The organism is Streptomyces sp. NPDC126499, from assembly GCF_040302485.1.
Lineage (GTDB): Bacteria > Actinomycetota > Actinomycetes > Streptomycetales > Streptomycetaceae > Streptomyces.
This window is the reverse complement of record NZ_JBEOUO010000026.1, coordinates 75,612-100,074: the sequence shown is the minus strand read 5'-3', so window position 1 is coordinate 100,074 and position 24,463 is coordinate 75,612. Positions and strand designations below refer to the sequence as shown.

The following is a 24,463-nucleotide window of genomic DNA, read 5'->3' as shown; positions in this document are numbered from 1 at the left end:
TCCGATCTGGGGCCGGGGCCGCGGAGTTCGCCTGCACCGGGGCCGGGGCGGGGGCCGGGGCCGCGGCCTCGCCTGCTGCCGGGCGCTCGGGGCTCGCCGTACCGGAGCCGTCCGCCGGCGCGGCGGTGGCGCCGGCGGCGGGCCATGCGGCGCGCGGGTCCGGGGTGCCGCCCCACGACACCTTCTGGTCGCGTTCGCCGCCGAAGCCGGTCTGGCGGTCCGTGGTCGCCTGCCAGGCGGAGGCGGGCTCCTGCGGGGCGGCCGACGGCGTCGCCGGGGCGGGGTCCTGGGCAGGGGCGGGGTCCGGGGTCGCCGGTTCCGGGTCCTCGTCGAGGAAGACCGGGCCCGTCTCCTCGACCGCGGGAACGGCCGGCACCGAGGGCGCCGGGGCCGGGCTCGCGGCCAGGAGCGGGGCGACGGCGACCGGCGGGGCCGGCAGGGCCTCGCCCTCCTTGGGGGCCGGCCGACTCGTACCGGGGACCCACGCACCGCCGTTCCAGTACCGGATGTAACCCGGAATGGACGGGTCCGGGTAGTACCCCGCCTGCGGTACCTCTCCGCCGCCTCCAGGAGGAGTAGCCACTGCCCCGACTCCGTTCAGTCACAACGCCTTTGATCCGCCCGGGCCGCGCACCGTCCGCACCGACCGCGCCGAGCCCAAGGAGGACAGTAACGAAGAACGCCGCCGCACGGACAAGGAGCCCACCAGAAAGCCCGCCTTCGAGGGACACCTCCGCACTTTCGTCACACAGCGTGATTCTCAGGCCCGCAGAATTTCTCCAGAAAAAACTTCCCGAAGTCGCGTAATGGATCCGCCCGAGCCCGCTCTCTCCCTGTGAAGGCCCCTTTACGGGCCCCCACCGCACAGGGAGACAGGACCATGCAGAACACCGAGAACAACGTCGTCGAGCGCGAGCTGGAACTGAGGCTGGTGCTCTCCCCCGAGCGCTCGATCCCGGTCCCGGCCCGGCTCGCCTACCGGGTGGACGACCCGTACGCCGTCCACATCACCTTCCACATCGGCTCCGACCACCCCGTCAACTGGACGTTCGCCCGCGAGCTCCTCGTCGAGGGTGTCTTCCGGCCCTGCGGCCACGGCGACGTCCGCATCTGGCCGACGAAGGTCGACGGCCGCAACGTCATCCTGATGGCGCTCTCCTCCCCCGACGGCGACGCCCTCCTGGAGGCGCCGTCCGCGCAGGTGTCCGCCTGGCTGGAGCGGACCCTGCGGGCGGTCCCGCCGGGCACGGAGGCCGAGCAGCTCGGCATCGACGAGGGGCTGGCCGAGCTGCTGGCCACGACGGTCGTGGGAGACGACCTGTGGCTGCGCGACCCGTGGCCGTCGGACGAGTCCACCGACGGCGAGCTGTGACGTCCCGGCGCCGGCAGGGTCGGGGGGCGGTCCGCTCGGATCCACCGGCACGTGACCCGGCGAGTGGGCCGGTCCGCTCAGGCCCGCACGCGCCTGACCCGGCAAGGGGGGCGGCCTGGTCGGGTCCGCACCCGCCTGACCGGGCGAGGGGGGCGGTCCGGTCGGGTTCGCACGCGCCTGCCCCGGCCAGGGAGCGGTCCGCTCGGTTCCGCACCCGCCTGACCCGGTTTCAGAAGAGCTTGCCGGGGTTCAGCAGGCCCAGCGGGTCGAAGGTCTGCTTGATCCCGCGCTGCAGCTCCACGCCCACCGGCCCCAGCTCCCTCGCCAGCCACTCCTTCTTCAGGACGCCCACCCCGTGCTCGCCGGTGATCGTGCCGCCGAGTTCGAGCCCGAGCGCCATGATCTCGTCGAAGGACTCCCGCGCCCGCCGGGACTCGTCCTCGTCGGCGTGGTCGAAGCAGACGACGGGATGGGTGTTGCCGTCGCCGGCGTGCGCGCAGACCCCGATCGTCAGCCCGTACTTCGCGGCGATGGCCGCCGTGCCCGAGAGCATCGCGGCGAGCCGGGTGCGCGGCACGCACACGTCGTCGATCATCGTCGCCGTCTTGATGGTCTCCAGGGCGGTGAGCGAGAGCCGGCGTGCCTGGAGGAGGAGCTCGGACTCGGCGGCGTCCTCGGCCGGTACGACCTCCGTGGCACCCGCGGCCCGGCACAGCTCGCCCACGGCGGCCAGATCGGCGGCCGGGTCGGGGGTGTCGAAGGCGCACAGCAGAAGCGCCTCGGTGGTGTCGGGCAGACCCATGTGCGCCAGCTTGTTGACGGCCCGGACGGTGGTGCCGTCCATCAGTTCGAGGAGCGACGGAGTGTGGCCGCGCTCCATGATCGCGCAGACGGCCGCACAGGCGGCCTCCGCCGTGGGGAACTCGGCCGCGAGCGCGAGCTGGACGGGCGGCTGCGGCCGGAGCGCGAGCACCGCTCCGACGACGATGCCGAGCGTGCCCTCGGATCCGACGAAGAGGCGGGTGAGGTCGTATCCGGCGACGCCCTTGGCGGTGCGCCGGCCGGTCCTGAGCAGCCGCCCGTCGGCGAGGACGACGTCCAGACCGAGCACGTACTCGGCGGTGACCCCGTACTTCACGCAGCACAGGCCGCCGGACGCGGTGCCGATGTTGCCGCCGATGGTGCACATCTCCCAGCTGGAGGGGTCCGGCGGGTAGTACAGGCCGTGCTCGGCGACGGCCCGGGAGAGCACGGCGTTGACCACGCCCGGTTCGACGACGGCGATCCGGTTCACCGGGTCGATCTCCAGGATGCGGTCCATCCTGACCAGCGACAGGACGATGCAGCCGTCGGAGGCGTTGGCGGCGCCGGAAAGACCGGTGCGGGCGCCCTGCGGGACGACCGGGACGCGCAGCTCGGTCGCGGTGTGCATGACGTGCCGCACCTGTTCGACGGTGCGCGGGAGCACGACGGCCGCGGGGGTGCCGGCGGCGCAGAAGCTCGCCATGTCGTGGGCGTAGGAGGCCATGACGTCGGGGTCGGTGATCAGGGCCTCGGCGGGCAGCCCGGCGGCGAGGGCCTGGTGGAGCCGGGCCGGGTGGAGCCCGGCCGGGAGGCCGGCGCGAGGATCGCTCTGCTGAAGATCGTCCATACGACCAGCGTGGCACCCGGGGCCATCGGTGTGAACCCGCCGGAGCGGGCGCTCGTCCGCTCTTCGTACAGCCGCGCACGGGCGCACAGTGAGCGCCATGAAGACCGAGAACGTGTCGAGGACGGTCCTCGCCTGCGGCGTGGGCGCGGTGCTCGCGGCGACGGCGCTGCTGTACGTGCCCGAGCTGGTCGGCCGGACGCCGCCGCCCGCGCCCGGTCCCGCCGAGCGGGCGGTGGACGCGGCGAACGCGGGGGCGCAGGCGGCCCTGCCGGACCTGGTCGCGCTGATCGCCGACCGGGAGACGTGGCTGCGCGCCCATCCGGGTGACGAGGCGTCATGGGCGGTGCTCGGCGCCGCCTATACGGAGCGGGGGCTGCGGCGCGCGGACGCGGCGGACCTCCCGCGCGCGGAGCAGGCCCTGAAGCGCTCGCTCGCGGTGCGGCCGGCCGCGCGCGGCAACCTGGACGCCCAACTGGGGATGGCGGCCCTGGCCAACGCCCGCGGGGACTGGAAGACGGCGAAGGAGTGGGGCGAGCGGGTGCGCAAGGCGAACCCGAAGCGCTGGTCGGCGTACCCGGTGCTGATCGACGCGTACAACGGCCTCGGCGACTACAAGGCGGCGCGGAAGGCGACGGAGACGCTGGCCGAGCTGCACTCGGGCGCGGCGGTCAGCACCCGCTCGGCGCAGATGTACCGCGACCGCGGCTGGCGCGAGGACGCGGGCGCGGCGGCCCTGGACGCGGTGGCGCTCGCGGAGACGCCGACGGAGAAGGCGGCGGCCCTGGCCCGGCTGGGCGACCTGGCGTGGGAGCGGGGGGAGCCGGCGGAGGCGCTGGCGCAGTACGGGACGGCGCTGGGTCTCGTACGGGATCACGCCCCGTCGCTCGCGGGCCGCGCCCGGGCCCTCGCGGCCCTCGGCCGCACGCCGGAGGCGGTCCGCGACTGGCGGGCGGCCCTGGAGCGGCTGCCGCTGCCGGAGTACTTCCTGGAGGCGGGCGAGCTGTACGAGGCGCTGGACCGGGACGGGGAGGCGCAGGCGCTGTACGAGCGGGCCCGGACCGCCGGGTGGCCGCGCTCGGAGGCGGTCCTCGGCCTCCTGGAGGCGGAACACGGCGACCCCGCGGCGGCGGTGCGGCGGCTGCGCGCCGAGTGGGCACGGGGGCACCGCTCGATGCAGGTGGCGGACGCGCTGGGGTGGGCGCTGCACCGGTCGGGCGAGTCGGAGGAGGGGCTGGAGTACGCGAAGCGGGCGACGGACGAGGGGCTGCGCAGCGCGCTCTTCGCCTACCACCGCGGCGAGATCGAACGCGCCCTCGGCGCCTTCGGCCCCGCCCGCCGCCACCTCGCGGAGGCCCTCCGCACCAACCCCCGCTTCTCCCCGCTCCTCGCGGCACGGGCGAGGGAGGCGGTGGAGGCGATCGGCGAGCCGGGTACCGCCCCGCCGGGCGCGGCACGACCGGCGGGCTCGGGGGAGCCGGAGCCCGCGAAACCGGCTGGTGCGCCGAAGAGCCCGTAGCGCCGTTCGGACACACTCCGCGCGCGGGCCGGGCCGACACCCCGCTGATCGGGCGCGCCGACCAGCGGCCGGCGGACGGCCGGCGTTGCCTGCCCCCGACGGCGGGTGCGGGGCCGCTGGCTTGTGGGCTGTCACCCGCCCCCGTTGTGGGCATTCGTCCCGCTGGGGCGGGACGGGTGGGCACAACGGACGGCGCCCCTTGCCGGGCCCAGGCTCCCGGTTCCTGACCCGCACCACGAGGGCAGCGCCCTTGTGGTGCGGGCCAGGGCGCACGCTGCGAAACGCGCCCGCAAGGGCACCGTCCCGTGTGCCCACCCGTCCCTCCTCTGGGGCTTCGCCCTGGAGGGACCCCAAGCGGGACGCGGGGCGGCACGGCCCTCACGGGCCCGGGACGACCCGCACGGACGGAGGCGACGAGGCGAAGGCCCAAGGGAGGGCGACGGGGCGCAGGCTCGCCGGGCCCGTCCACCCCCTCAGGGCAAGTCCCGGCCCCCGGGCGAGCCCCCCGTTGCCCGCCCGGGGTGTCACCGGGGTGTGCCCCGGGCGCGGTCGGCGGGCGGCCGGGGCGTGGCGGGGGCCCGGCGCCGGGAGGGTGGCTCCCGGGCCGGGCCCCGCGTATCGAAGGAGGGAGCGGCTAGAGGTTGCCGCGCTTCTCCTGCTCGCGCTCGATCGCCTCGAACAGCGCCTTGAAGTTGCCCTTGCCGAAGCCCATCGAGCCGTGCCGCTCGATCATCTCGAAGAAGACCGTCGGACGGTCCTGGACCGGCTTGGTGAAGATCTGCAGCAGGTAGCCGTCCTCGTCGCGGTCCGCCAGGATCTTCAGCTCGCGCAGCTCGTCGATCGGGACCCGGGTGTCGCCGACCCACTCGCCGAGCGTGTCGTAGTACGCGTCGGGGACGGACAGGAACTCGACACCGGCGGCGCGCATGGCGCGCACCGTCGCCACGATGTCGTTGGTGGCGAGGGCGATGTGCTGGACGCCGGGGCCGCCGTAGAACTCGAGGTACTCGTCGATCTGCGACTTCTTCTTCGCGATCGCCGGCTCGTTGATCGGGAACTTCACCTTCTTGGTGCCGTCGGCGACGACCTTCGACATCAGCGCCGAGTACTCGGTCGCGATGTCGTCGCCCACGAACTCCTTCATGTTCGTGAAGCCCATGACGTTGTTGTAGAAGGCGACCCACTCGTTCATCTTGCCGAGCTCGACGTTGCCGACGCAGTGGTCGATCGCCTGGAAGGTGCGCTTGGCCGGCGGCTCGACGATCGGCTTGGCGGCGACGTAGCCGGGGAGGTACGGGCCGTCGTAGCCGGAGCGCTCGACGAGGGTGTGGCGGGTCTTGCCGTACGTGGCGATGGCGGCGAGGACGACGGTGCCGTGCTCGTCCTTGAGCTCGTACGGCTCGACGAGGCCGGTGGCGCCCTGCTCGACGGCGTGGGCGTACGCGGCGCGCGCGTCCGGCACCTCGATGGCGAGGTCGATGACGCCGTCGCCGTGCGCGGCGACGTGCTCGTCGAGGAAGCGGCCCCAGTCGCTGGTGGCCTTGATGACGGAGGTGAACACGAAACGGGCGGAGCCGTTGGTGAGGACGTAACTGGCGGTCTCGCGGCTGCCGTTCTCCGGTCCGGAGTAGGCGACCAGCTTCATGCCGAAGGCCGTGGAGTAGTAGTGGGCGGCCTGCTTGGCATTGCCGACGGCGAAGACGACCGCGTCCATTCCCTTCACCGGGAAGGGGTCGGCCTCACGCGCGGTGCTGGGGGTGTGATCGATGGTCTCAGTCATGGGAGCAGCGTCGCGCCGGTCGGCAGGCTGCGCAATAGTTTGTTGTTTCACTGGTCAATATGTGCAGCGACCCGCCAGTATGTGCGTGCGACTTGTACATCATGACCACCGGGAGGCCGCTGTGGCGATCGATCATCTGGACGGGCGGCTGATCGTGCTCCTCGCCGAGGAGCCGCGGATCGGGGTCCTGGAGGCCTCGCGCCGCCTCGGCGTGGCGCGCGGCACGGTCCAGGCGCGGCTCGACCGGCTTCAGTCGAACGGAGTCATCCGCGGATTCGGCCCCCAGGTCGACCCGGCGGCCCTCGGCTACCCCGTCACCGCCTTCGCGACCCTGGAGATCAAACAGGGCCAAGGCGCCGACGTACGGGGGCATCTGGCGACCGTGCCGGAGGTCCTGGAGCTGCACACCACCACCGGCCACGGGGACATGCTGTGCCGTCTCGTGGCCCGTTCCAACGCCGATCTCCAGCGGGTGATCGACCGCGTCGTCGGTTTCGACGGCATCGTCCGGGCCTCCACGGCGATCGTCATGGAGAACCCGGTCCCCCTGCGGATCATCCCGCTGGTGGAACAGGCCGCGCAGGACCCGGACCCGCCGCGATAGCCCTCGGGCCCTTCAGGAGTCGAGCGCTCGGACCGTCCGATCACGAGTTGCAAAGCACTCTCTGCAAAAATCCCTTGCAGAGAGTGCTTTGCAACTCTACGGTGGAGTCATGTCCGAGAAGCACAAGCCCGAAGCCGCATCCGCGGCCCGGTCCGCGGCGGAAACCGAGGCCCGACCCGAGCCCCTGTCCGAGGCGGGATCCGAGGCGCGGTCCGAAGCCAGGTCCGAGGCGCGGTCCGAATCCCGGCCCGAAGGCCGGTCCGAGGCCCGGTCCGCGCCGCCCCCGCCCCGGGTGCTCGACCCCCGGTCGCTGCGCGGCCTCGCCCACCCGCTGCGCATCCAGCTGTTGCGCGCCCTGCGCCACCACGGGCCCGCCACGGCCTCCCAGCTCGCCGAGCGGCTCGGCGAGTCCAGCGGCGCCACCAGCTACCACCTGCGCCAGCTCGCCGCCCACGGCTTCGTCGAGGACGACCCCGAGCGCGGCAAGGGCCGGGAGCGCTGGTGGAAGGCGGCCCAGCAGGGCACCGCCATCGACGAGTCGCTGCACGCCAACCCGGACCCCGAGGTGCAGGGCGCGGTCGAGGTCTTCCTCTACGAGATCGCGAACATCCACACCCAGGAGCTCCACACCTTCCTCGGCAACCGCCACCAGTGGATCGACGAGTGGAACGGCGCCTCCGACATCAGCGACTTCACGCTGCACCTGTCCCCCGCGCGGCAGCGCGAGCTCAACGAGCGGATACACGCCCTGATCGACGAGTACCACGCGGTGGAGGACCCCGACGCCCCCGGCGTCCAGCGGGTCCGGATGCACCTGCACGCCTTCCCCCAGCACGGCGCGAACTGACCGAGCACCGACGGATCCGACCGGAAGGGCCCCGTCCATGCACCCCGACATCCACCTCACCCTGCACGCCCTGACCGCCGCCGAACTCCGACGGGCCGCCGCCGCATCCGTACCCGCCACCCCGCTCCGCGTCCAACTGGGGTGGACCCTCGTCGAGTTCGGCCTCAGGCTCGCCGCACCCGGCCCCCGCACCGCCCACGCCGCCGCCTGACCGAGCTCCGAGCACCGAGCTTTGAGCTCCGCGCACCGAAACACCGCGCACCGAACGAAACCGGGGGGACCACCGTGCGCTCACGCACCCGCACACGCATCCGCTCACGCACACCACTGGCCGGCGTCCTGGCCGCCAACGCCATCTCCATCAGCGGCAATTCGCTCACCCTGATCGGCGTGCCGTGGTTCGCCCTGGAGACCACCGGAAGCCCCGGCAAGGCGGGGCTCGTCGCCTTCTGCGCGGCCGCACCCGTCGTCGTCTCCGCCCTCGCCGGCGGCCCCGTCATCGACCGGGTCGGCCGGCGCCGGGTCTCCGTCCTCTCCGACCTCGTCTGCGCCCTCGCCCTCGTCGCGATCCCCCTGCTCAACCGGGCCGGGCTCCTGCAGTTCTGGATGCTGTGCGCGCTCATGGCCGTCACCGGACTGTTCCACGCGCCCGGCGAGACCGCGCGCCACGTCCTCGTCCCCGACCTCGCCGAGCGGGCCGGGACCCCGCTCTCCCGCGTCGCGAGCCTCTACGACGCCGTCTCGCGCGGCGCCCGCATGACCGGCGCGGCCGTCGGCGGCCTGCTCGTGGCTCTGATCGGCGCCGACACCGTGCTGTACGTCGACGCCGCCACCTTCCTGCTCTCGTCCCTGCTCGTCCTCATGACCCTGCGCGGCGTACCGGCGGCCGAACGCCCGCGCCACGCGCCGAAGCTCAACCTCGCCACCTACCGCGCCGACCTGCGCGAGGGCTATTCCTTCCTGCTGCGCACCCGGCTCCTGCTCGCCGTCGACCTCATGGTGATGGTCACCAACGGGCTCGCCCTCAGCTGGAGCGCGGTGCTGCTGCCGATCCACGCCCGCGAGGAGCTCGGCGGCTCGGCCGCGCAGGGTCTGCTGGTCGCCGTCTTCGGCGGCAGCGCCCTCGCCGGCGCCCTGCTCTACGGCGTGGCGGGCCACCGCTTCCCGCGCCGGCCGGTCTTCACCGCCGGCTTCCTGATATCCGGCGCGCCCATCCTCACCGCCGCCTTCACCGACACCGTCCCGCCGATGCTCGTGGCGGCGGCGCTCGGCGGACTCGGCGCCGGGGTGCTCAACCCGATCCTCACCACCGCCTTCTACGAGGTGGTGCCGGAGGGACTGCGCAGCCGCGTCGGCGGCGCCAGCTCGGCCGCCGTGCTGCTCACCACGCCGCTCGGCGGCCTGGCCGCCGGCCTGCTGGTCGAGAGCGTGGGCATCACGGCGGCGCTGCTCACGGTGGGCGGGGCGTTCGTCCTGGCGACCCTGTCACCGCTGCTGTTCCCGGTCTGGCGGGGGCTGGACGCCCCGGCCCCGGCGAAGGCGGCCGTCGGCGGCCCGACGACCGGGCCGCTCACCGGCGGCTCGAGCGGCTCCGACGGCTCCGACGGCTCCAGCGGCTCTAGCAGCCCCGGCGGCTCCGGCGGCTGTAGCAGCTCCAGCAGCTCTAGCAGCTCGGGACCTTCGACTCCTGTCCCTGCTCCAGGGCGCGAAGAGACGACACCGCGTCGTTGAGGGCGGTCACCGGGACGAGCCGCAGCCCCTCCGGCCGCTCCGCCTGTGCCTGGGAGCACTCGGCCTTCGGCACCAGGAACACGGTGGCGCCGTCGCGGGCGGCGGCCTGCGTCTTCAGGGAGACCCCGCCGACGGCGCCGACCGTCCCGTCCGGCTCGATCGTGCCCGTACCGGCGACGATCCGGCCGCCGGTGAGCTCACCGCCGTCGCCGTCCCCGGCGATCTTGTCGACGATGCCGAGTGAGAACAGCAGTCCGGCGCTGGGGCCGCCGATGTCGGCGAGGTGCAGCCGGACCTTCACCTTCTTCGGGTCCAGCTTCAGATAGCCGAGGGCGGCGAGGGTCGCCGCGTCCTGCGACTGCCTCATCTGCCCGAGGTTGCGCTTCTCGATCTCCTCGTCGGACTTGCCCGACGGATAGACGGAGGACTTCGGCAGAACCGCCCGGTCGGTGCGGAACCATGCCTCGGTGACCTCTCCGAGGTCGATGGGCTCGGACGGCCCGGTCGCCACGATCGTCGTCATCCTCAGCTGGCCCTCGGTCGGGCGGACCGGGACGCCGGAGACGGTGATCACCTCGCGGCCCTTGTCCTTGCCGAGCACGTCGGCGGTCGAGCCGGGCTGGGCGATCGTGTACGGCAGCGGTGCGAGCCCGGCGACGGCGAACAGCGCGACGACGGGCAGGGCGCAGAGCGCGAGGGCACGGTGGCGCGGGAGACCGGCGAGACGGGAGAACACGCCCCCAATCTACTGGGCGGCCGCCCACGCCCTCCGTACGGCCCGCGCGCGCCCTACGGCAGGGGGCGGGGCAGGGCGCGGGCGAAGAAGCCGCCCACCCGGCGCCGTACCGATGCCATCGCCGCGTCCCCGTCACCGGGACCGACGAGGGCGGCCCGGGCGGCGGCCGTCACCAGCCCGGCGGCCTGGAGCCGGGGGACGAACGCCGCGTAGTCCGTGAACGCCCAGTGGTTCGCGCCGGTGAGCAGGGCGCGGCGGCCGGGCAGCCCGGCCCAGGAGCTCTCGACGCGGGGGGCGCCGTCGAAGCCGTCGGTGCGCAAGAGCAGCAGCGGCCGGTCGAAGCCGTCGAGGGGCGTCAGGTCGAGATAGCCCTCCAGGTTGGCCACGGCCCGGATCCGGCGGTCGGCGTGCGCCGCGTACACGGCGGCCGTGCCGCCCGCCGAGTGCCCGATCACACCGATCCGGCGCCGGTCCATGACCGGGGCCAGGGGCAGTTCGCCGAGCCGGTCGAGGACGTGGCGGAGGTCCGCGATCCGGGTGTCGATCATGGTGCGGAAGGTCTCCGGGCTCGGCGGCCCGAGCAGGACGGTGGGCCGCATGCCGGTGGGCAGTTCCACCTGGGTCGCGTCGCCGGGGTGGTCGACGAGGACGACGACCCGGCCGTGGCTGGCCAGGTCCTCGGCGAGGCTCGTGCCGAGGGTGCGCGAGTCGCCGCCGCCCGGGGTGTACAGCAGCACCGGCCGCCGCCCCGGCAGGGCGGGCGCCCCGACGTGACCGTGGGTGAGGACGGCGCCCCAGTCCACCGCTCCCGGCCCCGGAAGCCCCGGCCGGACGAGGGGTGCGAGATCGGCGAAGAGCGCGGCCTCGTCCGGGGTGAGCTGCGGGGCGCGCCGACAGCCGCGCACGGTGCGGGCCGGGTACAGGACGGTGAGCATCAGCTCCCGTGCGCCGCCGACCCAGGGGTCGGTACGGGAGTGGTCGATGAGGTGGACGGTGCGCAGGCCCACGGGATGCGGGCCGGTCGGCGCGGGCAGCCGGAGCAGGGGCTGGGGACGGGCGTGGGCGGTGGCGGTGGTCGCGGTGGTCGCCGGCAGCAGCGCGGCGGCGGCGCCGAACAGGGCGGCCTGGGCGAGGGTGCGGCGACCGAGGGCGGGTTTCGCTGTCATACCGGGCATCCTTGGGGCGGGGCGGGGGCCCGCGCGAAGGTTCAGGCCCTGCCCGAAAGGCTGGCGCGAGGCGAGGAGTTGTGCGGGTGCTGCGGATCCACTTCACGGCGGACGATCTCGCCCGGGTCCGGTTCGCGCCCCGGCCCGCGCCGCTGCAGGAGCTCCACGCGGCCCTTGCGACCGCCGTCGTGCCCCGCCCCGGTCCGCCGCTGCTCGGCCGCTGGCGCGGCCGGGTGCTGCGCGCCCTGCCGGCGGCCGCCGGGCCGCTCGCCGACCTGGTGCCGGCGGGCCGCCCGCCGTCCTTCCTCGACGTCCTCGGCGACACCCTCCCCGACGCCTTCGAACGGATCCGCGCGACCGCCCCGGCGCTCGTCCGCTCCGAGCTGGAGAAGGTGTACGGGGCCGGGGCCGGGCCCGCTCCCCGGTGGATCCAGGGCCTGCACGCGGGCGAGGAGGCGTCCTGGCAGACGGTAGGCAGGGCGCAGCGGGCCGCGTACGAGACGGTTCTCGCCCCTGTCTGGGCCCGGGTGCAGGACCTGCACCGCGAGGAGTTCGCCCGGCACGCCCTGGCGGTCGCCGAACACGGCGTGGCCGCCGCCCTGACCGCCCTGGCCCCGGGCAGCCGGCTCCACGCGGGCGTGTGGGAGTGGCCGGGCCCGCCGTCCCGCGAGGTCGAGCTCACCGGCCGGGGCCTCGTCCTCCTGCCGACCTTCCACCACCCGTCGGGCCCGCTCCTCCAGGACCTCCCCGGGCGCCCCGTCGTCCTCACCTACCCGGCGGGCCCCGCGCTCCCGCCCGCCCCGGACACCACTCCCGCACCCCCTGACGAGCCCCCGCCCCCCGTCCTGGGCCGCACCCGCACCGCCCTCCTCCACCTCCTCGCCACGCCCCACACCACGACGACCCTGGCCCGCGCCCTGAACGTCAGCAACGCGACGGCCTCCGCCCACACGGCCGCCCTGCGGGCAGCGGGCCTGGTCGCCACGAGACGAACCGGCAGATCCGTCACCCACGAACGCACGGCCCTGGGCACCCTCATGACGGAAGCGAGCGGCCCCACCCCTGGCGCGTGACGCACCGCAGCGGCAACCGCCCCGGCACCCGGAGCCGTACGCGCACCCGTGCCCCCGCCGCCCCGGAGCCCTGAGCTCGGAGCCGTACCCGTACCCCTGCCGCCCCGGCGCCCGGAGCCGTACCCCTGTCGCCCCGGCACCCCTAGCCGGGAGCCCGGAGCCGTACGCGTACCCGTACCGCCCCTCCTCGCCGCCGCGCGCCCTAGCGCAGCGCGTCGGCGACCTCCCTCGCCGCGTCGACGACCCGCGGGCCCACTCGTTCCGGCACCGCGTCCGCCAGCATGACGACGCCGACGCTGCCCTCGATGCCGGTCACGCCGACCAGGGGGGCGGCGGCGCCGCTCGCGCCCGCCTCCAGTTCGCCGTGGGTGAGGGTGAAGCCCGGTTCGATGAGTTCGCCCTGCCGGGCGGCGAGGATCGCGCGGCCGGCCGCCCCGCGGTCCAGCGGGTGGCGGAAGCCGGCCCGGTAGGCCACGTGGTAGTCGGTCCAGGTCGGTTCGACGACGGCGACGGCGAGTGCCTCCGCCCCGTCGACGAGGGTCAGGTGCGCGGTCGCGCCGATGTCCTCGGCGAGCGAGCGCAGCGCGGGCAGCGCCGCCTCCCGCACCAGCGGGTGAACCTGCCGGCCGAGCCGGAGCACGCCGAGGCCCACCCTGGCACGGCCGCCGAGGTCCCGGCGGACGAGGGCGTGCTGTTCCAGCGTGGCGAGCAGTCGGTAGACGACGGTCCTGTTCACACCGAGTCGGTTGGACAACTCGGTGACGGTCAGGCCGTGGTCGGTGTCGGCGAGCAGTTTGAGGACTCGAAGTCCCCGGTCGAGCGTCTGGGAGGTCTCCGCGGTCACGACGCCCTCTCCTTCGGAGTGAGTGACAACGGACTCCAACGGAAGCTGCGGCACCGGTCCCATCGGCGACGCACGTCAGAGGCCGCCGGCAGGACGGGGTACACCGGCTGCGCTCCGCGGCGGCGCTGCCACGGGGCGTTTGCTTGAGCCGGGACAGTAGCGACCTGCTCCGCTGAGCGGAAGACCTCGTCCAGAATCCGGGCGCCTGCGACCTGATCTGGGCGGTTCGGGACCTAAGTCGGCCGAACGGGGGACTTTGACGGACAAGACCGGCTGCCCCGCCCTGCCCGCGCCGCCCTCCTGGCGCGGAACGGCCCGAGGCCCGTACGCGGTGTGCGCACGGGCCTCGGGCCGTTCCTCCGGGTCACCTCACCGCATGCGGGTGGCCCACTCCTGCACCTTCTTGATCCGCTCGCGGATCTGCCCGGCGGTCGCCTCCGCGCTCGGCGGCCCGCCGCACACCCGGCGCAGCTCGGTGTGGATCACGCCGTGCGGCTTGCCGCTCTGGTGCACGTACGCGCCGACCATCGTGTTGAGCTGCTTGCGCAGTTCGAGGAGTTCCTTGTGCGAAACGACGGGACGCCGTTCCGCCGGAAGCTCCAGGAGGTCGGCCTCGCTGTCCGGCTTCTTGCGGCTGTGCGCGATCTGCCGGGCCTGCCGCTTCTGGAGGAGCAGCTGCACCTGGTCGGGTTCGAGGAGCCCGGGGATCCCGAGGTAGTCCTGCTCCTCCTCGCTGCCGGGGTGGGCCTGCATGCCGAACTCGGCGGCGTTGTAGAGGACCCGGTCGAAGACGGCGTCGGACTCCAGGGCCTCGAAGGGCAGCATGTCCTGCTCCCCGGTGTCCTCGTCCTGCTGCTTCTCGGCCTCCGCCATCTCCTTCTCGGACTCGGCGTACGGGTCCTCCTCGCCCTCCTTCTTCGGCCGGTCGAGGACGTGGTCGCGCTCGACCTCCATCTCGCTGGCGAAGCCGAGCAGGCTCGGGATGGTGGGAAGGAACACGGACGCGGTCTCGCCGCGCCTGCGGGATCGTACGAAGCGGCCGACGGCCTGCGCGAAGAACAGCGGCGTGGAGATCGTCGTCGCGTACACGCCGACCGCGAGCCGGGGCACGTCGACGCCCTCCGACACCATCCGGACCGCGACCATCCAGCGGTCGGTGCTGCCGCTGAACTCGTCGATCCGGCCGGAGGCACCGGCGTCGTCGGAGAGGACGAGCGTGGCCTTGGTGCCGGTGATCTCCCGGATCAGCTTGGCGTACGCGCGGGCGGAGTCCTGGTCGGAGGCGATGACGAGGCCGCCCGCGTCGGGGATGGACTTGCGAACCTCGGTCAGCCGCTGGTCGGCGGCGCGCAGCACGTTGGGCATCCAGTCGCCGCGCGGGTCGAGGGCGGTGCGCCAGGCCTGGGAGATGGCGTCCTTGGTCATGGGCTCGCCGAGCCGGGCGGCGATCTCGTCGCCCGCCTTGGTGCGCCAGCGCATGTTGCCGCTGTAGGAGAGGAAGATGACGGGGCGGACGACGCCGTCGCCGAGGGCGTTGCCGTAGCCGTACGTGTAGTCCGCGGCCGACCTGCGGATCCCGTCGTTCCCCTCCTCGTACGTGACGAAGGGGATGGGGTTGGTGTCGGAGCGGAAGGGCGTGCCGGTGAGGGCGAGCCGGCGGGTGGCGGGCTCGAAGGCCTCCAGGCAGGCCTCGCCCCAGGACTTGGAGTCTCCGGCGTGGTGGATCTCGTCGAGGATGACGAGGGTCTTGCGCTGTTCGCTGCGGTTGCGGTGGAGCATGGGCCGTACGCCGACGCCGGCGTACGTGATGGCGATGCCGTCGTACTCCTTGCTGAGCGGCCCGGCGCTGTAGTCGGGATCCAGCTTGATCCCTATCCGCGCCGCGGCCGCCGCCCACTGCTTCTTCAGGTGCTCGGTGGGCGCGACGACGGTGATCTGCTGCACCACGTGGTGGTGCAGCAGCCAGGACGCGAGGGTCAGCGCGAAGGTGGTCTTGCCGGCGCCGGGCGTGGCGACCGCGAGGAAGTCACGAGGCTGCTCCTGGATGTACTTCTCCATCGCGCCCTGCTGCCAGGCTCGCAGCTTGTTGGCGGTGCCCCAGGGGGCGCGGCCGGGGAAGGCGGGAGAGAGGTGGTGGGAGGAGGCGGTGGTAGTAGTCACGATCTCCGGTTCGACGCTCGTCCAGATATGACAACCGGGCCACCTTACCGGTGCGGTGGCGGCGACCCGGTACGCACGAGTCCGTGCCGCCCCGGCGTGAGAGAGTCCTCACAGAGCTCGCAAACGCCCCGCGATGTCCCCTATGTCCGTGAGCTCGCCGCCCGCGACGGCGATGACCAGGGCGTATGCCCGGTCCTGGTCGACGTCTGCGAGATCGACACCGTTGACGGCGAGGAACACGGCCGCCGACAGCCATGCGGCGCGCTTGTTCCCGTCGACGAACGGATGGTTCGACGCGAGGGCGTGCAGCAGCACGGCGGCCTGCTCGTACAGGTCCCCGTACGCGCTCTGCCCGAACATCCGCGCGCGCGGCCGGTGCACGGCCGACTCCAGCAGCCCGGGCACCCGCAGCTCCGGCACCCCGTCCCCGGTGAACCCGATCCGCGCGATCTCCGTCACCTCGGCGACGGTGAGAAACCGCACCCCGCTCATGCGCCGAGCCGCTTCAGAAGCTCCTGGTGCCGCAGCGCGAGGCGCAGGGCGTGCTGCCGCACGAGGGTCGCCTCGAGCGAGATGTGCCGCTGTACGGCCTCGCCGACGAGCTCCTCGACACAGACGCCGACGGCATCGGCGAGGTCGGCGAGCTCGTCGCTGACGGGGAGGGTGACGGGGGTGGTGGGCATGGGGGGACTTTAGGGAGGGGGGTGAGGACGGGGCGAGGGGTTTTCGGGGGCGCGGGGCCCTGCGGGCGGGTGGCGGGGGCGGGCGGACGCGGGGCGCCTCCGGGTGCGGGGCCTTCGCCCCGCCGTTGTGGGCATTCGTTCGGCTGGGGCGGAACGGGTGGGCACAACGGAACGGCGCCCCTAGCCGGGCCTAGGCTCCCGGTTCCTGACCCGCACCACGAGGGCAGCGCCGCCGTGGTGCGGGCAGGCACAGGTGCGGAACGCGCCCGCAAGGGCGCCGTCCCGTGCGCCCACCCGTCCCTCCCCCCAGGGCTTCGCCCTGGGGGGGACCCCCACAGCGGGACGAATGCCCACACGGGCGGGACATGGCCCGCACGGGCGCGGGGCGCAGGCCCGCACGGACCGCCGTGGCGCGCCGGTGCAGCCGCAGGCACGACCGGCGCCCCGCCGGGTCCCCGCCGCAGGCACCGCACCCGGAGGGGCCCCGCCCGTTACCCCCGGCCCCGCTCCCCCAGTCGCGTCGCCACCCACGCCCCCACCGCCGCCACGCCCGCCATCGGCAGGAAGACCGCCGCGAAGGCGGCCGGGTGGGAGGCGGTCGCGGCGGTGGTGGCGGTGGCCGTGGCGTGGCCGACGGTGCCGCCGCCGAGGGCGGCGAAGGCCGCGCCGCCGAGGGCGAGGAGGAAGACGTTGGAGAGACCGTCCGAGATCTGGAGGGCGGCGGAGTTCGCGCCGGTCTCCTCGGGCGCGGAGAGCTTGAGCAGCAGCACGCTGGTGGAGGAGATGACCATGCCCATGCCGAAGCACCCCCAGGCCCAGGCCGCCGCGACCACCCACACCGGCACGGCCGTGAGCAGCACGGTGGGCGCCGCCGCGATGGCGGTGGCGACGAGGACCATGCCGACGACGACGAGCCGCTCCCGGTACGGCTCGGTGACCGGCCGGGACTGGACCCAGGAGCCGAGCGCCCAGGTCAGGCCGCCGACGGCGAGCGAGAGCCCGGCGAGCGTCGGGGTCAGCCCGCGCTGGGTGACCAGCATCAGCGGCACGAAGGACTCGGCCGCGATGAACGAGCCGGCGGCCACCCCCCGCAGCAGCACCACGGAGGGCAGCCCGCGCGCCGCCCGGTAGGTGCCGCGCGGGAGCAGGCCGCGCACGGCGGGGACGAGCAGGGCCGCGCCGACGGCGGCGGGGAGGAGGGAGAGCCAGCGCAGCTCCTGCCCGGCGTACTGGAGCAGCGCGACGCCCGCGGAGATGCCGAAGGCGAGCCGGATCCGCCTCCGGTCCCACGGCGCCACCGGGGCGTCGGGGTCGGCGGGCCCGGAGGCCGTGCGCCGGATGGCGGGCAGGGCGAGGGCGAGCGGGAAGACGACCAGGGCGGGGATCCCGACGAAGACCCAGCGCCAGCCCAGGTGCTCGGTGATGGTGCCGGAGGCGAGCGGCCCGACCACCGAGGGCACGACCCAGCTCGCCGCGAACGCCGCCATGATCGCGGGCCTGAGGTGCTCCTCGTACGCGCGGCTGATGACCACGTACAGCGCGACGATCACCAGCCCGCCGCCGAGCCCCTGGACGGCCCGGCCGAGGATGAACAGCCACATCGCGCCCGCCGTCCCCGAGAGCAGCAGCCCGGCGGCGAAGCAGCTCATGCCGACGGCGAGCGGGCCGAGCGGCCCGCCGCGGTCGGACCACTGGCCGGCCAGGACCATGCCGAAGAGGCTGGTGGTGAAGTAGGCGGAGAAGGCGAAGGCGTAGAGCGAGACGCCGTCGAGTTCGCGGGCGGCGACGGGCATGGCCGTGCCGACGGCGGTGGCCTCGAAGGCGACGAGCAGGACGACGGAGACGACGCCGATGCTGAGCGCCCGGTGCGCCCGGTCGAGCACGGATCCGCCGCCGGCGCGTGTGTCGGCGGCGGAAGCGGGCGGAGGTTGGGCGATGTCGGCATCGCGGGGTTCGAGGGCGCTCATAGCCACCAGAGTAAGGGCCGTATCCGCTTTTGGCCCCTGTCGTGAGGCGTATGCGGCCTCCCCCGTCGGTCGTACGACCACCGCCCGCCGTGAACGCCGTATGGCAGGCGTATGGCAGTCGTGTTGCGGCCCCCGGCGAACCGTTGAACCCCCGCCCCACCCGCGCCTAACGTCTTTCTCGTCAGCAGCACAGCAGCGCAACAGCAGAGCAGCACAGCAGCACGACACCCACCCCGACCGTGTGCCCGAGTGGTTCAGGGGCTCGCCTGCAAAGCGAGTGACGTCGGTTCGAATCCGATCACGGTCTCCACGCCCGGCCCGGTGCGCCCACCGCGGCCTCCCCCTCGGTCTCCATCGGTCGCCCCCGCTCTCCGTCGGTCGCCGTCGGTCTCCCCTTGATCGTCCTGATCGTCGCTTGAGTAGGCTCTCCCTGCTCATGCGGACGATCAGGGGGGATTCGCACATGGAACGGCCGCTGTCGTACCGGCTCATCACGCGTCTGGACCCGCCGGGATCCGTCCCCTCACCCCCGTACCGCCGCTTCGTCGCCAGGGAGTCGGCCGACGACCGTACGGTGCTGCTCACCGTCCCCCACACCGGCACCGACCCGGCGCTCTTCCGTCAGGAGGCGGAGGCGGCCCAGCGGTTGCCCGCCCCGTGGACGCTGCCGGTCACCGAGGTCATGGCGACCCTGGACGTCGTGGGAGCCGCGGGGGCCCGGGACGGCGCCGGTGCTCCGGCCTGTGCCGGTCCGTACGTCCCCGCGCTGCCCCTTCCCGTCGCCCTGGCCGTGCACGGCGGACCGCTGCCCGAGGAGGCGGTGCGGGTGATCGGCGCCGCGCTGGCCGAGACCCTGGCGGCTTTGCACGCGCAGGGTGCGACGCACGCGGGCGTGTCCCCGGCCGCCGTCCTGCTCACGGCCGACGGCCCCCGGCTCACCTGCTTCGGCGCGGGCCGCGTCACCGACCGGGTGGACCGGGAGGCGCAGGCGCCGGAGCGGGCGACGGGCGGGGTGCCGCGGCCGCCGGGTGACGTGTACGGGCTCGGGGCCGTGCTCGCGTACGCGGCCACCGGCCACACCGTCCCGGAGCGTTCGGAGCTGCCACCCGCCCTGCGTGCGACGATCACCGGCTGTCTGGCCCGCGAACCGGCCGACCGCCCGACCGCCGCCGCCCTGCTCCCGGCCCTGGCGCCGCCCACGCCGCACGCGACGGTGCTCGGCTCGGCGGCCTCGCTGCTGACGCCGGGCTGGCTGCCGCACCGGGTGGTGGCGGCCCTCGCCCGCCAGTCCGCGACCCTCCTCGCGGCCGACCTGCCCGCGACCGCCCCCGCGACCGCCCCCGCGGGCGCCGCCGCGGGCGCCGCTTCCCCCGCCGCGTTCCCGCACGCCGCCGGTGCCACCCCTCGTGCCGCTTCCCCCGCCGACTCCCCGGCCGGTGCCACCCCGACCGCCGCTCCCACCAGCACCCCCGCCGGCACCCCTCATGCCCCCGCGCCTACCGCCCCCGCCCCCGCCGACTTCCCCGGCGTCTCCCCCGTCCATCCCGGGAACTGACCGAACCGATGCTCTCCCCCCTCACCCACGACGACCCGTCGGCCATCGCCTCCTACCGCCTGCTCGCCCGGCTCGGGGCCGGCGGCATGGGTACGGTCTATCTGGCCCGCTCGCCCGGCGGCCGTACCGTCGCGCTGAAGACCCTGCACGCGCGGCTGGCCGCCGACCCGGCCTTCCGCACCCGCTTCCGGCTGGAGACGGACGCGGCCCGCATCATCGGCGACCGCCACGGCGCGGCCGTCTTCGACGCGGACCCGCTCGCCGAGACCCCGTGGCTGGCCACCGAGTACGTGCTCGGCCCGCCGCTCGACGACGCCGTCGCCCTCGCGGGCCCCCTTCCCGAGCCGACGGTCCGCGCGGTCGGCGCCGCGCTCGCCGGGGCGCTCCGGCAGCTGCACTCCTCGGACGTGGTCCACCGCGACCTGAAGCCGTCCAACATCCTCATCACCGCCCACGGCCCGAAGGTGATCGACTTCGGTATCGCCCGCGCGGCCGGCGACGACCGCCTCACCACCACCGGTGCGGCGGCCGGCACCCCCGCCTTCATGTCGCCGGAGCAGGCCTCGGGCCAGGAACACCCGCCCGCGGGCGACGTGTTCGCCCTCGCGGGCGTCCTGGTCTTCGCGGCGACCGGCCGCGCCCCCTTCGGCGGCGGCGCCCCGGCCGACCTCCTCTACCGGGTCCGCTACGCCGACCCGGACCCCGAGGCCCTGGCCGCCCTGCCGCCGTCCCTGCGCCCGCTGCTGACCGCCTGCCTCGCCAAGGATCCGGCGGCCCGCCCGACGACCGCCACCCTGATCCGAGAACTCCACGACGGCCACGGCGAGTTCGCCGACCACCTGCCGGCTCCGCTGCTCGCCGCGATCGCCCGCCGCGCCACCGACGTGTGGCACCCGCTCCCGCCCCGGCTCCCCGCCCCGGCGGAGGACCCCTACGCGCCGACCGTTCCGGCCGGGACGCCCGGCGGCCGGTCCGCCTCCGCCCCCTCCTCCACCGCCTCCGGTCTCTCGCGCCGCAGACTGCTGCTCACCGGCGGCGGATCGGTGCTGGGACTCGCCGCGCTGGGCGCGGGCGGATGGGCCTGGCTGGGGCCGGGCCGAGGGGACGGCGGCACCTCGCCGAACGGCAAGGGATCCGGTACGCCGTCCACGTCCGCCTCCTCCGGCACGGCCGACGAGAGCGGCCCGCTGCGCAGGGCCTGGTTCAAGGAGGCGGCGGGCGCGCCCGGTTCCGCCCCGCCGATCCTGCTGGACGCGGCCGTGATCATGATGACCGGAAACGGCCTCAAGGGCCTGCGCGCCGCCCCGGGCGGCTTCGAGTGGACCGACCCCAAGCTCCTCCACGAGGACCAGGTCGCGGCGGACCGGAAGACCGTGTACGGCCTGGTCGAGGACGAGTCCAACGGGCTCACCGTCCGCGCCCTCGAACCCGACACCGGCCGTGAGCTGCGCGAGGTCGCCGTGCTCAAGGACTTCAGGTACCCGTGGGTGTCCGGCCTGGCGAAGATGCTCCACGCGAGCGACGGCACCCTCTACCTGGCCGTCAACCGCCGCGGACCGGGCGCGGGCAGCGGTACGTACGACTGGGTCCTGATCGCCCTCGACACCGCCACCGGCCGTGAGCGCTGGCGCGTGCCGATCAAGGAGTCGGAGCCGGGGCACGACTTCAACGTGTACTTCGCGCGGGCGGTCGGCACCCGCCTGATCGTCGGTCAGGCCACCAACGACATGACCCTGACCGCCTACGACACCCGCACCGGCAAGGTCCTGTGGCGCACTGTCGTCCCGGAGGCCTCCGGGGCGTTCCTGCGTCCGCCCGTCAACGGCGCCGAGGTCGCGGAGGACGGCACGCACCTCTACGTCGGTGCACGGTTCCTGCACGCGATCCGGATCACGGACGGGCGGGAGATCTGGAACTTCGGCTACGGGCGCCCGTACGGCGATCTCCAGCCGCAGCGGCGGCACTACGGAGCACCGCTCGTCCACGACGGCGTGGTGTACGCGGTCGAGGGCACCCGCACCCTGGTCGCCGTCGACGCCCGGCGGGGCCGGCGCCTGTGGGAGGCCGACGTGTCCGCCGGCGGCACGCCCGGTCTCGAAGCGCCGCCGGTCGCCGGCTCCACCCTCCTGTGCCTGGTGAACCAGCGCGGCGTCGGCGTCGTCGACCTGGAGACGCGCCGCTACGTCCAGACCCTGTCGAGCGCCGCCGCCCGCCTGGCCTCCTCGGGCGACAAGTGGTTCTACGGCGTGGGGGGCGGCCGCGTGACGCAGTTCGCCGCACAGTGAAGGACGCGGTGAAGGACCCGGCCGCGGAGCAGGGGACGGCAGGGACCCGCCGCGCCTCCACCCGGCGGCGCACCCGCCGCGCTGTCGACGTACGGCGCGCCCGCCCGGCCGACGCCCGGCAGCACCACCCCGCCGGCGCCCAGCGGACCCGCCCGGCCCCCGCACAGCGGCGCACCCGCCCTGCCGGGCGCCCGGCGGGCCCGCCGCCTCGACGTCGGCGGCGCACCCGCCCGGCCCCCGCCCAGTGAAAGGACCCACCGCCCCCGTGAACCCGCTCTCCACCGGAGATCCCCTCCGCCTCGGCCCGTACCGGCTCCTCGGCGTCCTCGGCGAGGGCGGCATGGGCAAGGTCTACTTCGGCCACGACGGCTCCGGCGGCACCGCCGCCGTGAAGGTCCTGCGCCCCGAACTCGCCCACGACCAGGGGCTCGCCCAGCGCTTCGTCCGCGAGGCCGAGATGGCCCGCGCGGTCACCAGCAAGGGCGTGGCGCGGGTCCTCGGCGCGCAGACGGAGGGCGGACGGCCGTGGATCGCGGCCGAGTTCCTCGCCGGGCCGACGCTGGACGAGGCGGTGCGTACGTACGGGCCGATGGACGAGCCCACGGTGCGCGCCCTGGGCCACTTCCTGTCCCGGACCCTCCACGACATCCACGCGGCGGGCCTGGTGCACCGGGACCTGAAGCCCGCGAACATCGTGCTGACCTCGTCCGGTCCGCGGGTCATCGACTTCGGCATCGCCCGGCCCGAGCACGGCCTGACCCTGACGACGACCGGCCAGATACCGGTCACGCCCGGGTATGGGGCCCCGGAGCAGGTCCTCGGCCGGCGGGTCGGGCCGGCCTCGGACGTCTTCTCGCTGGGCGCGGTGCTGGTCTTCGCGTCGAGCGGCCGCCGCGCCTTCGACGCGGCGCATGTGGCGGCCGTGCAGTACGAGGTGGTGCACGGTCACCCGGACCTGAGCCTGGTGCCACCGTCGCTGCAGCCGCTGATCACGCCCTGCCTGGCGAAGGATCCGGCGCTGCGGCCGGCCCCGGCGCAGATCGCGGCGGCCGTCACGCCGCCCAAGGGTGCCGACCGGGCCTGGCGCAGGGGGCCGCTGGCCGACGACATCGCCCGCCGGGAGGCGGCGACGGCCCGCCTCGTCGCCGTCCCGGGCCTGCCCCGCTCCACCGGGGCGCCCCGGCGCCGCTTCCTCACGGCGCTGGTGACGGGCGGCGCGGTCCTGGCGGTCGGCGGCGGTTCGGCGGCGTACGCGCAACGGAACGACTAGGCGAGGCGGCGGCCGCGGCGGTGGTCGGCGATCAGGAGCGGCGTACCGACCGCCATGGCGAGGAGTCCGGCGGCGCAGACGCCGAGCGCGATCCAGAAGCCGGGGCTGTGGCCGTCGCCGCCGGGGCCGGAGGCCACGTCGGTCACGGCCGAGGGGGCGGCAGCCGGGGCGCTCGGCTTCGGGGTCGGAGTGGGGCTGGGGGTGGGCTCCGCGTAGTCCTCCAGCGGGAACACGTTCGGCGGGCCCGGGTCCCCCGGCGTGTTCAGCGCCCGCCGCGGCCGTACGGCGCCGTAGCCGATGTAGTCGCTGCGCACTTCGCCGCCCACAGGTCCGGCGACGGTGTTGAGCAGCACCTGGAGCACCTGGTTGCGGGTCCAGTCGGGGTGCGCGGACCAGACGAGGGCGGCGCTCGCGGCGGCGACGGCGGAGGCGATGGCCGTGCCCTTGGACCTGCACAGTCCGGTGCCTCCGGCGCAGGCGCTGATGATGTCGGCACCGGGGGCGGCGAGGTCCACCTGGGGGCCGACGCCGGTGCCCTTGATCCAGGTGCCGTTCCGGTCGACGGCGGCCACGCCGACGACGCCGGGCAGTCTCACCGGCGTCTCGACGAGCCCTTCCTCCAGGAAGGTGTCCCCGACCCCGGCGAAGATGAGCTTGCCCTTGGCCATGGCGTACGCGACGGCCTCGCGCACCTCGGCGGACTCCTCGTACACGGGGACGCTGACGGACACGGAGATGATCCGGGCGTCCGAGTCGGCGGCGTGCCGCAGCGCGGGGACCAGTCCGGCGTTGACGGCCTTCTCCTGGTCGGCGACGCTGCCGTTGCGGCGATACCCGTCGCTGATGTTCAGCGGCATCACCTTCGCCCCGGGCGCGAGCCCGTACGCACTGGCCTGCCCCCCGGGCCCCTTCCCGTTCCCGGCGATGACGGCGGCGGCGGCCGTCCCCCCGTCCTTCCTGCTCGCGGTCCCGGCCCCGGGAAAGTCGACCTCCCCGACGAGCCGCCCGGCGAGCTCGGGCACCTCCTTCACCCCGGTGTCGACGAGGGCGACGGTGATGCCCTTCCCGGTGCTGCGCTGCCAGATCTCCTCGGCGTGCATGGACGTGAGGTGCCACTGCCGCTGCCGCACACTCTCGGCGTGCGCGGGCATCGCGGCCACCCCCACCAACAAGGCCCCGAGCCCCGCAGCAACCCCCCGCCAAAGCCCCCGAGCCGCCACGCC

At 74.7% G+C, this 24,463-nt stretch carries 20 protein-coding genes, 1 tRNA gene and 1 pseudogene; 11 read left to right on the top strand and 11 right to left on the bottom strand.

Going from position 1 to position 24,463, the window contains the following annotated elements; all coding sequences use genetic code 11:
• A partial coding sequence (locus ABTZ91_RS29255; RefSeq protein WP_352080216.1) for a DUF2510 domain-containing protein occupies nt 1-583 on the bottom strand: 583 nt, incomplete at its 3' end.
• Nucleotides 584-880: 297 nt separating this feature from the next.
• Here ABTZ91_RS29255 and ABTZ91_RS29250 point away from each other — a divergent pair.
• Nucleotides 881-1,372 (top strand): SsgA family sporulation/cell division regulator, encoded by a 492-nt coding sequence (locus tag ABTZ91_RS29250; protein WP_352080215.1) that lies wholly within the window; start codon nt 881-883, stop codon nt 1,370-1,372.
• A 229-nt stretch (nt 1,373-1,601) separates the two neighbouring features.
• Here the strand turns inward: ABTZ91_RS29250 and ABTZ91_RS29245 are convergent, their stop codons facing one another.
• Nucleotides 1,602-3,023, bottom strand: coding sequence for an FAD-linked oxidase C-terminal domain-containing protein (locus ABTZ91_RS29245; protein ID WP_352080214.1), 1,422 nt, complete (start codon nt 3,021-3,023; stop codon nt 1,602-1,604).
• Nucleotides 3,024-3,120: 97 nt separating this feature from the next.
• On the opposite strand from ABTZ91_RS29245, the gene ABTZ91_RS29240 reads away from it, so the two are divergent.
• Complete coding sequence (locus ABTZ91_RS29240; protein ID WP_352080213.1) at nt 3,121-4,539, top strand: hypothetical protein; 1,419 nt, start codon at nt 3,121-3,123, stop codon at nt 4,537-4,539.
• Between the two features lie 634 nt (nt 4,540-5,173).
• Here ABTZ91_RS29240 and hppD read toward each other — a convergent pair.
• Nucleotides 5,174-6,319 carry a 4-hydroxyphenylpyruvate dioxygenase gene (hppD, locus tag ABTZ91_RS29235; protein WP_352080212.1) on the bottom strand — a complete coding sequence of 382 codons (1,146 nt, stop codon included), beginning with the start codon at nt 6,317-6,319 and terminating at the stop codon, nt 5,174-5,176.
• Between the two features lie 121 nt (nt 6,320-6,440).
• Between hppD and ABTZ91_RS29230 the strand changes: the two genes are divergently transcribed.
• The 4 genes from ABTZ91_RS29230 (at nt 6,441) to ABTZ91_RS29215 (ending at nt 9,501) form a co-directional block, all read left to right on the top strand.
• On the top strand, nt 6,441-6,923 hold the full coding sequence (locus ABTZ91_RS29230) for an Lrp/AsnC family transcriptional regulator (RefSeq protein ID WP_352080211.1): 483 nt from the start codon (nt 6,441-6,443) through the stop codon (nt 6,921-6,923).
• Between the two features lie 109 nt (nt 6,924-7,032).
• The gene (locus ABTZ91_RS29225; RefSeq protein WP_352080210.1) at nt 7,033-7,770 is read left to right on the top strand and encodes a winged helix-turn-helix domain-containing protein; all 738 of its coding nucleotides are present in this window, start codon (nt 7,033-7,035) and stop codon (nt 7,768-7,770) included.
• A 37-nt stretch (nt 7,771-7,807) separates the two neighbouring features.
• Complete coding sequence (locus ABTZ91_RS29220) at nt 7,808-7,981, top strand: hypothetical protein (protein ID WP_352080209.1); 174 nt, start codon at nt 7,808-7,810, stop codon at nt 7,979-7,981.
• A 74-nt stretch (nt 7,982-8,055) separates the two neighbouring features.
• Nucleotides 8,056-9,501, top strand: coding sequence for an MFS transporter (locus tag ABTZ91_RS29215; protein WP_352080208.1), 1,446 nt, complete (start codon nt 8,056-8,058; stop codon nt 9,499-9,501).
• Here ABTZ91_RS29215 and ABTZ91_RS29210 read toward each other — a convergent pair.
• Both ABTZ91_RS29210 and ABTZ91_RS29205 read right to left on the bottom strand, forming a co-directional pair.
• Nucleotides 9,434-10,237, bottom strand: a complete 804-nt coding sequence (locus ABTZ91_RS29210; RefSeq protein ID WP_352080207.1) for a hypothetical protein — start codon at nt 10,235-10,237, stop codon at nt 9,434-9,436. The genes ABTZ91_RS29215 and ABTZ91_RS29210 overlap by 68 nt on opposite strands.
• A 53-nt stretch (nt 10,238-10,290) precedes the next feature.
• The gene (locus ABTZ91_RS29205) at nt 10,291-11,403 is read right to left on the bottom strand and encodes an alpha/beta fold hydrolase (protein ID WP_352080206.1); all 1,113 of its coding nucleotides are present in this window, start codon (nt 11,401-11,403) and stop codon (nt 10,291-10,293) included.
• A gap of 86 nt (nt 11,404-11,489) precedes the next feature.
• On the opposite strand from ABTZ91_RS29205, the gene ABTZ91_RS29200 reads away from it, so the two are divergent.
• Nucleotides 11,490-12,476: a helix-turn-helix domain-containing protein gene (locus ABTZ91_RS29200; protein WP_352080205.1), complete on the top strand. Its 987-nt coding sequence runs from the start codon at nt 11,490-11,492 to the stop codon at nt 12,474-12,476.
• A gap of 202 nt (nt 12,477-12,678) precedes the next feature.
• Here the strand turns inward: ABTZ91_RS29200 and ABTZ91_RS29195 are convergent, their stop codons facing one another.
• The 5 genes from ABTZ91_RS29195 to ABTZ91_RS29175 all read right to left on the bottom strand — a co-directional run bounded on the left by ABTZ91_RS29195 (nt 12,679) and on the right by ABTZ91_RS29175 (nt 18,130).
• A complete protein-coding gene (locus tag ABTZ91_RS29195) occupies nt 12,679-13,320 on the bottom strand; it encodes a helix-turn-helix domain-containing protein (protein ID WP_352080204.1) in 642 nt (213 codons plus the stop codon).
• A gap of 369 nt (nt 13,321-13,689) precedes the next feature.
• Nucleotides 13,690-15,483, bottom strand: coding sequence for a DEAD/DEAH box helicase (locus tag ABTZ91_RS29190; protein WP_352080222.1), 1,794 nt, complete (start codon nt 15,481-15,483; stop codon nt 13,690-13,692).
• A gap of 105 nt (nt 15,484-15,588) precedes the next feature.
• The gene (locus ABTZ91_RS29185) at nt 15,589-15,972 is read right to left on the bottom strand and encodes a type II toxin-antitoxin system death-on-curing family toxin (RefSeq protein ID WP_352080203.1); all 384 of its coding nucleotides are present in this window, start codon (nt 15,970-15,972) and stop codon (nt 15,589-15,591) included.
• Nucleotides 15,969-16,163, bottom strand: a complete 195-nt coding sequence (locus ABTZ91_RS29180; RefSeq protein WP_352080202.1) for a hypothetical protein — start codon at nt 16,161-16,163, stop codon at nt 15,969-15,971. Before ABTZ91_RS29180 ends, ABTZ91_RS29185 begins: the two co-directional genes overlap by 4 nt.
• Nucleotides 16,164-16,654: 491 nt before the next feature.
• Nucleotides 16,655-18,130, bottom strand: a complete 1,476-nt coding sequence (locus ABTZ91_RS29175) for an MFS transporter (protein ID WP_352080201.1) — start codon at nt 18,128-18,130, stop codon at nt 16,655-16,657.
• A gap of 235 nt (nt 18,131-18,365) precedes the next feature.
• On the opposite strand from ABTZ91_RS29175, the gene ABTZ91_RS29170 reads away from it, so the two are divergent.
• The 4 genes and pseudogenes from ABTZ91_RS29170 to ABTZ91_RS29155 all read left to right on the top strand — a co-directional run.
• Nucleotides 18,366-18,440, top strand: a tRNA-Cys gene (locus tag ABTZ91_RS29170).
• A 153-nt stretch (nt 18,441-18,593) separates the two neighbouring features.
• Nucleotides 18,594-19,685 carry a serine/threonine protein kinase gene (locus ABTZ91_RS29165; RefSeq protein ID WP_352080200.1) on the top strand — a complete coding sequence of 364 codons (1,092 nt, stop codon included), beginning with the start codon at nt 18,594-18,596 and terminating at the stop codon, nt 19,683-19,685.
• Nucleotides 19,686-19,693: 8 nt separating this feature from the next.
• Nucleotides 19,694-21,970, top strand: coding sequence for a serine/threonine-protein kinase (locus ABTZ91_RS29160; RefSeq protein WP_352080199.1), 2,277 nt, complete (start codon nt 19,694-19,696; stop codon nt 21,968-21,970).
• A gap of 265 nt (nt 21,971-22,235) precedes the next feature.
• Nucleotides 22,236-23,222: pseudogene (locus ABTZ91_RS29155) on the top strand (serine/threonine-protein kinase); the annotation flags it as partial.
• A 14-nt stretch (nt 23,223-23,236) separates the two neighbouring features.
• On the opposite strand, the gene ABTZ91_RS29150 reads toward ABTZ91_RS29155, so the two are convergent.
• Nucleotides 23,237-24,391 carry a S8 family serine peptidase gene (locus ABTZ91_RS29150; RefSeq protein WP_352080198.1) on the bottom strand — a complete coding sequence of 385 codons (1,155 nt, stop codon included), beginning with the start codon at nt 24,389-24,391 and terminating at the stop codon, nt 23,237-23,239.
• Nucleotides 24,392-24,463 lie beyond the last annotated feature (72 nt).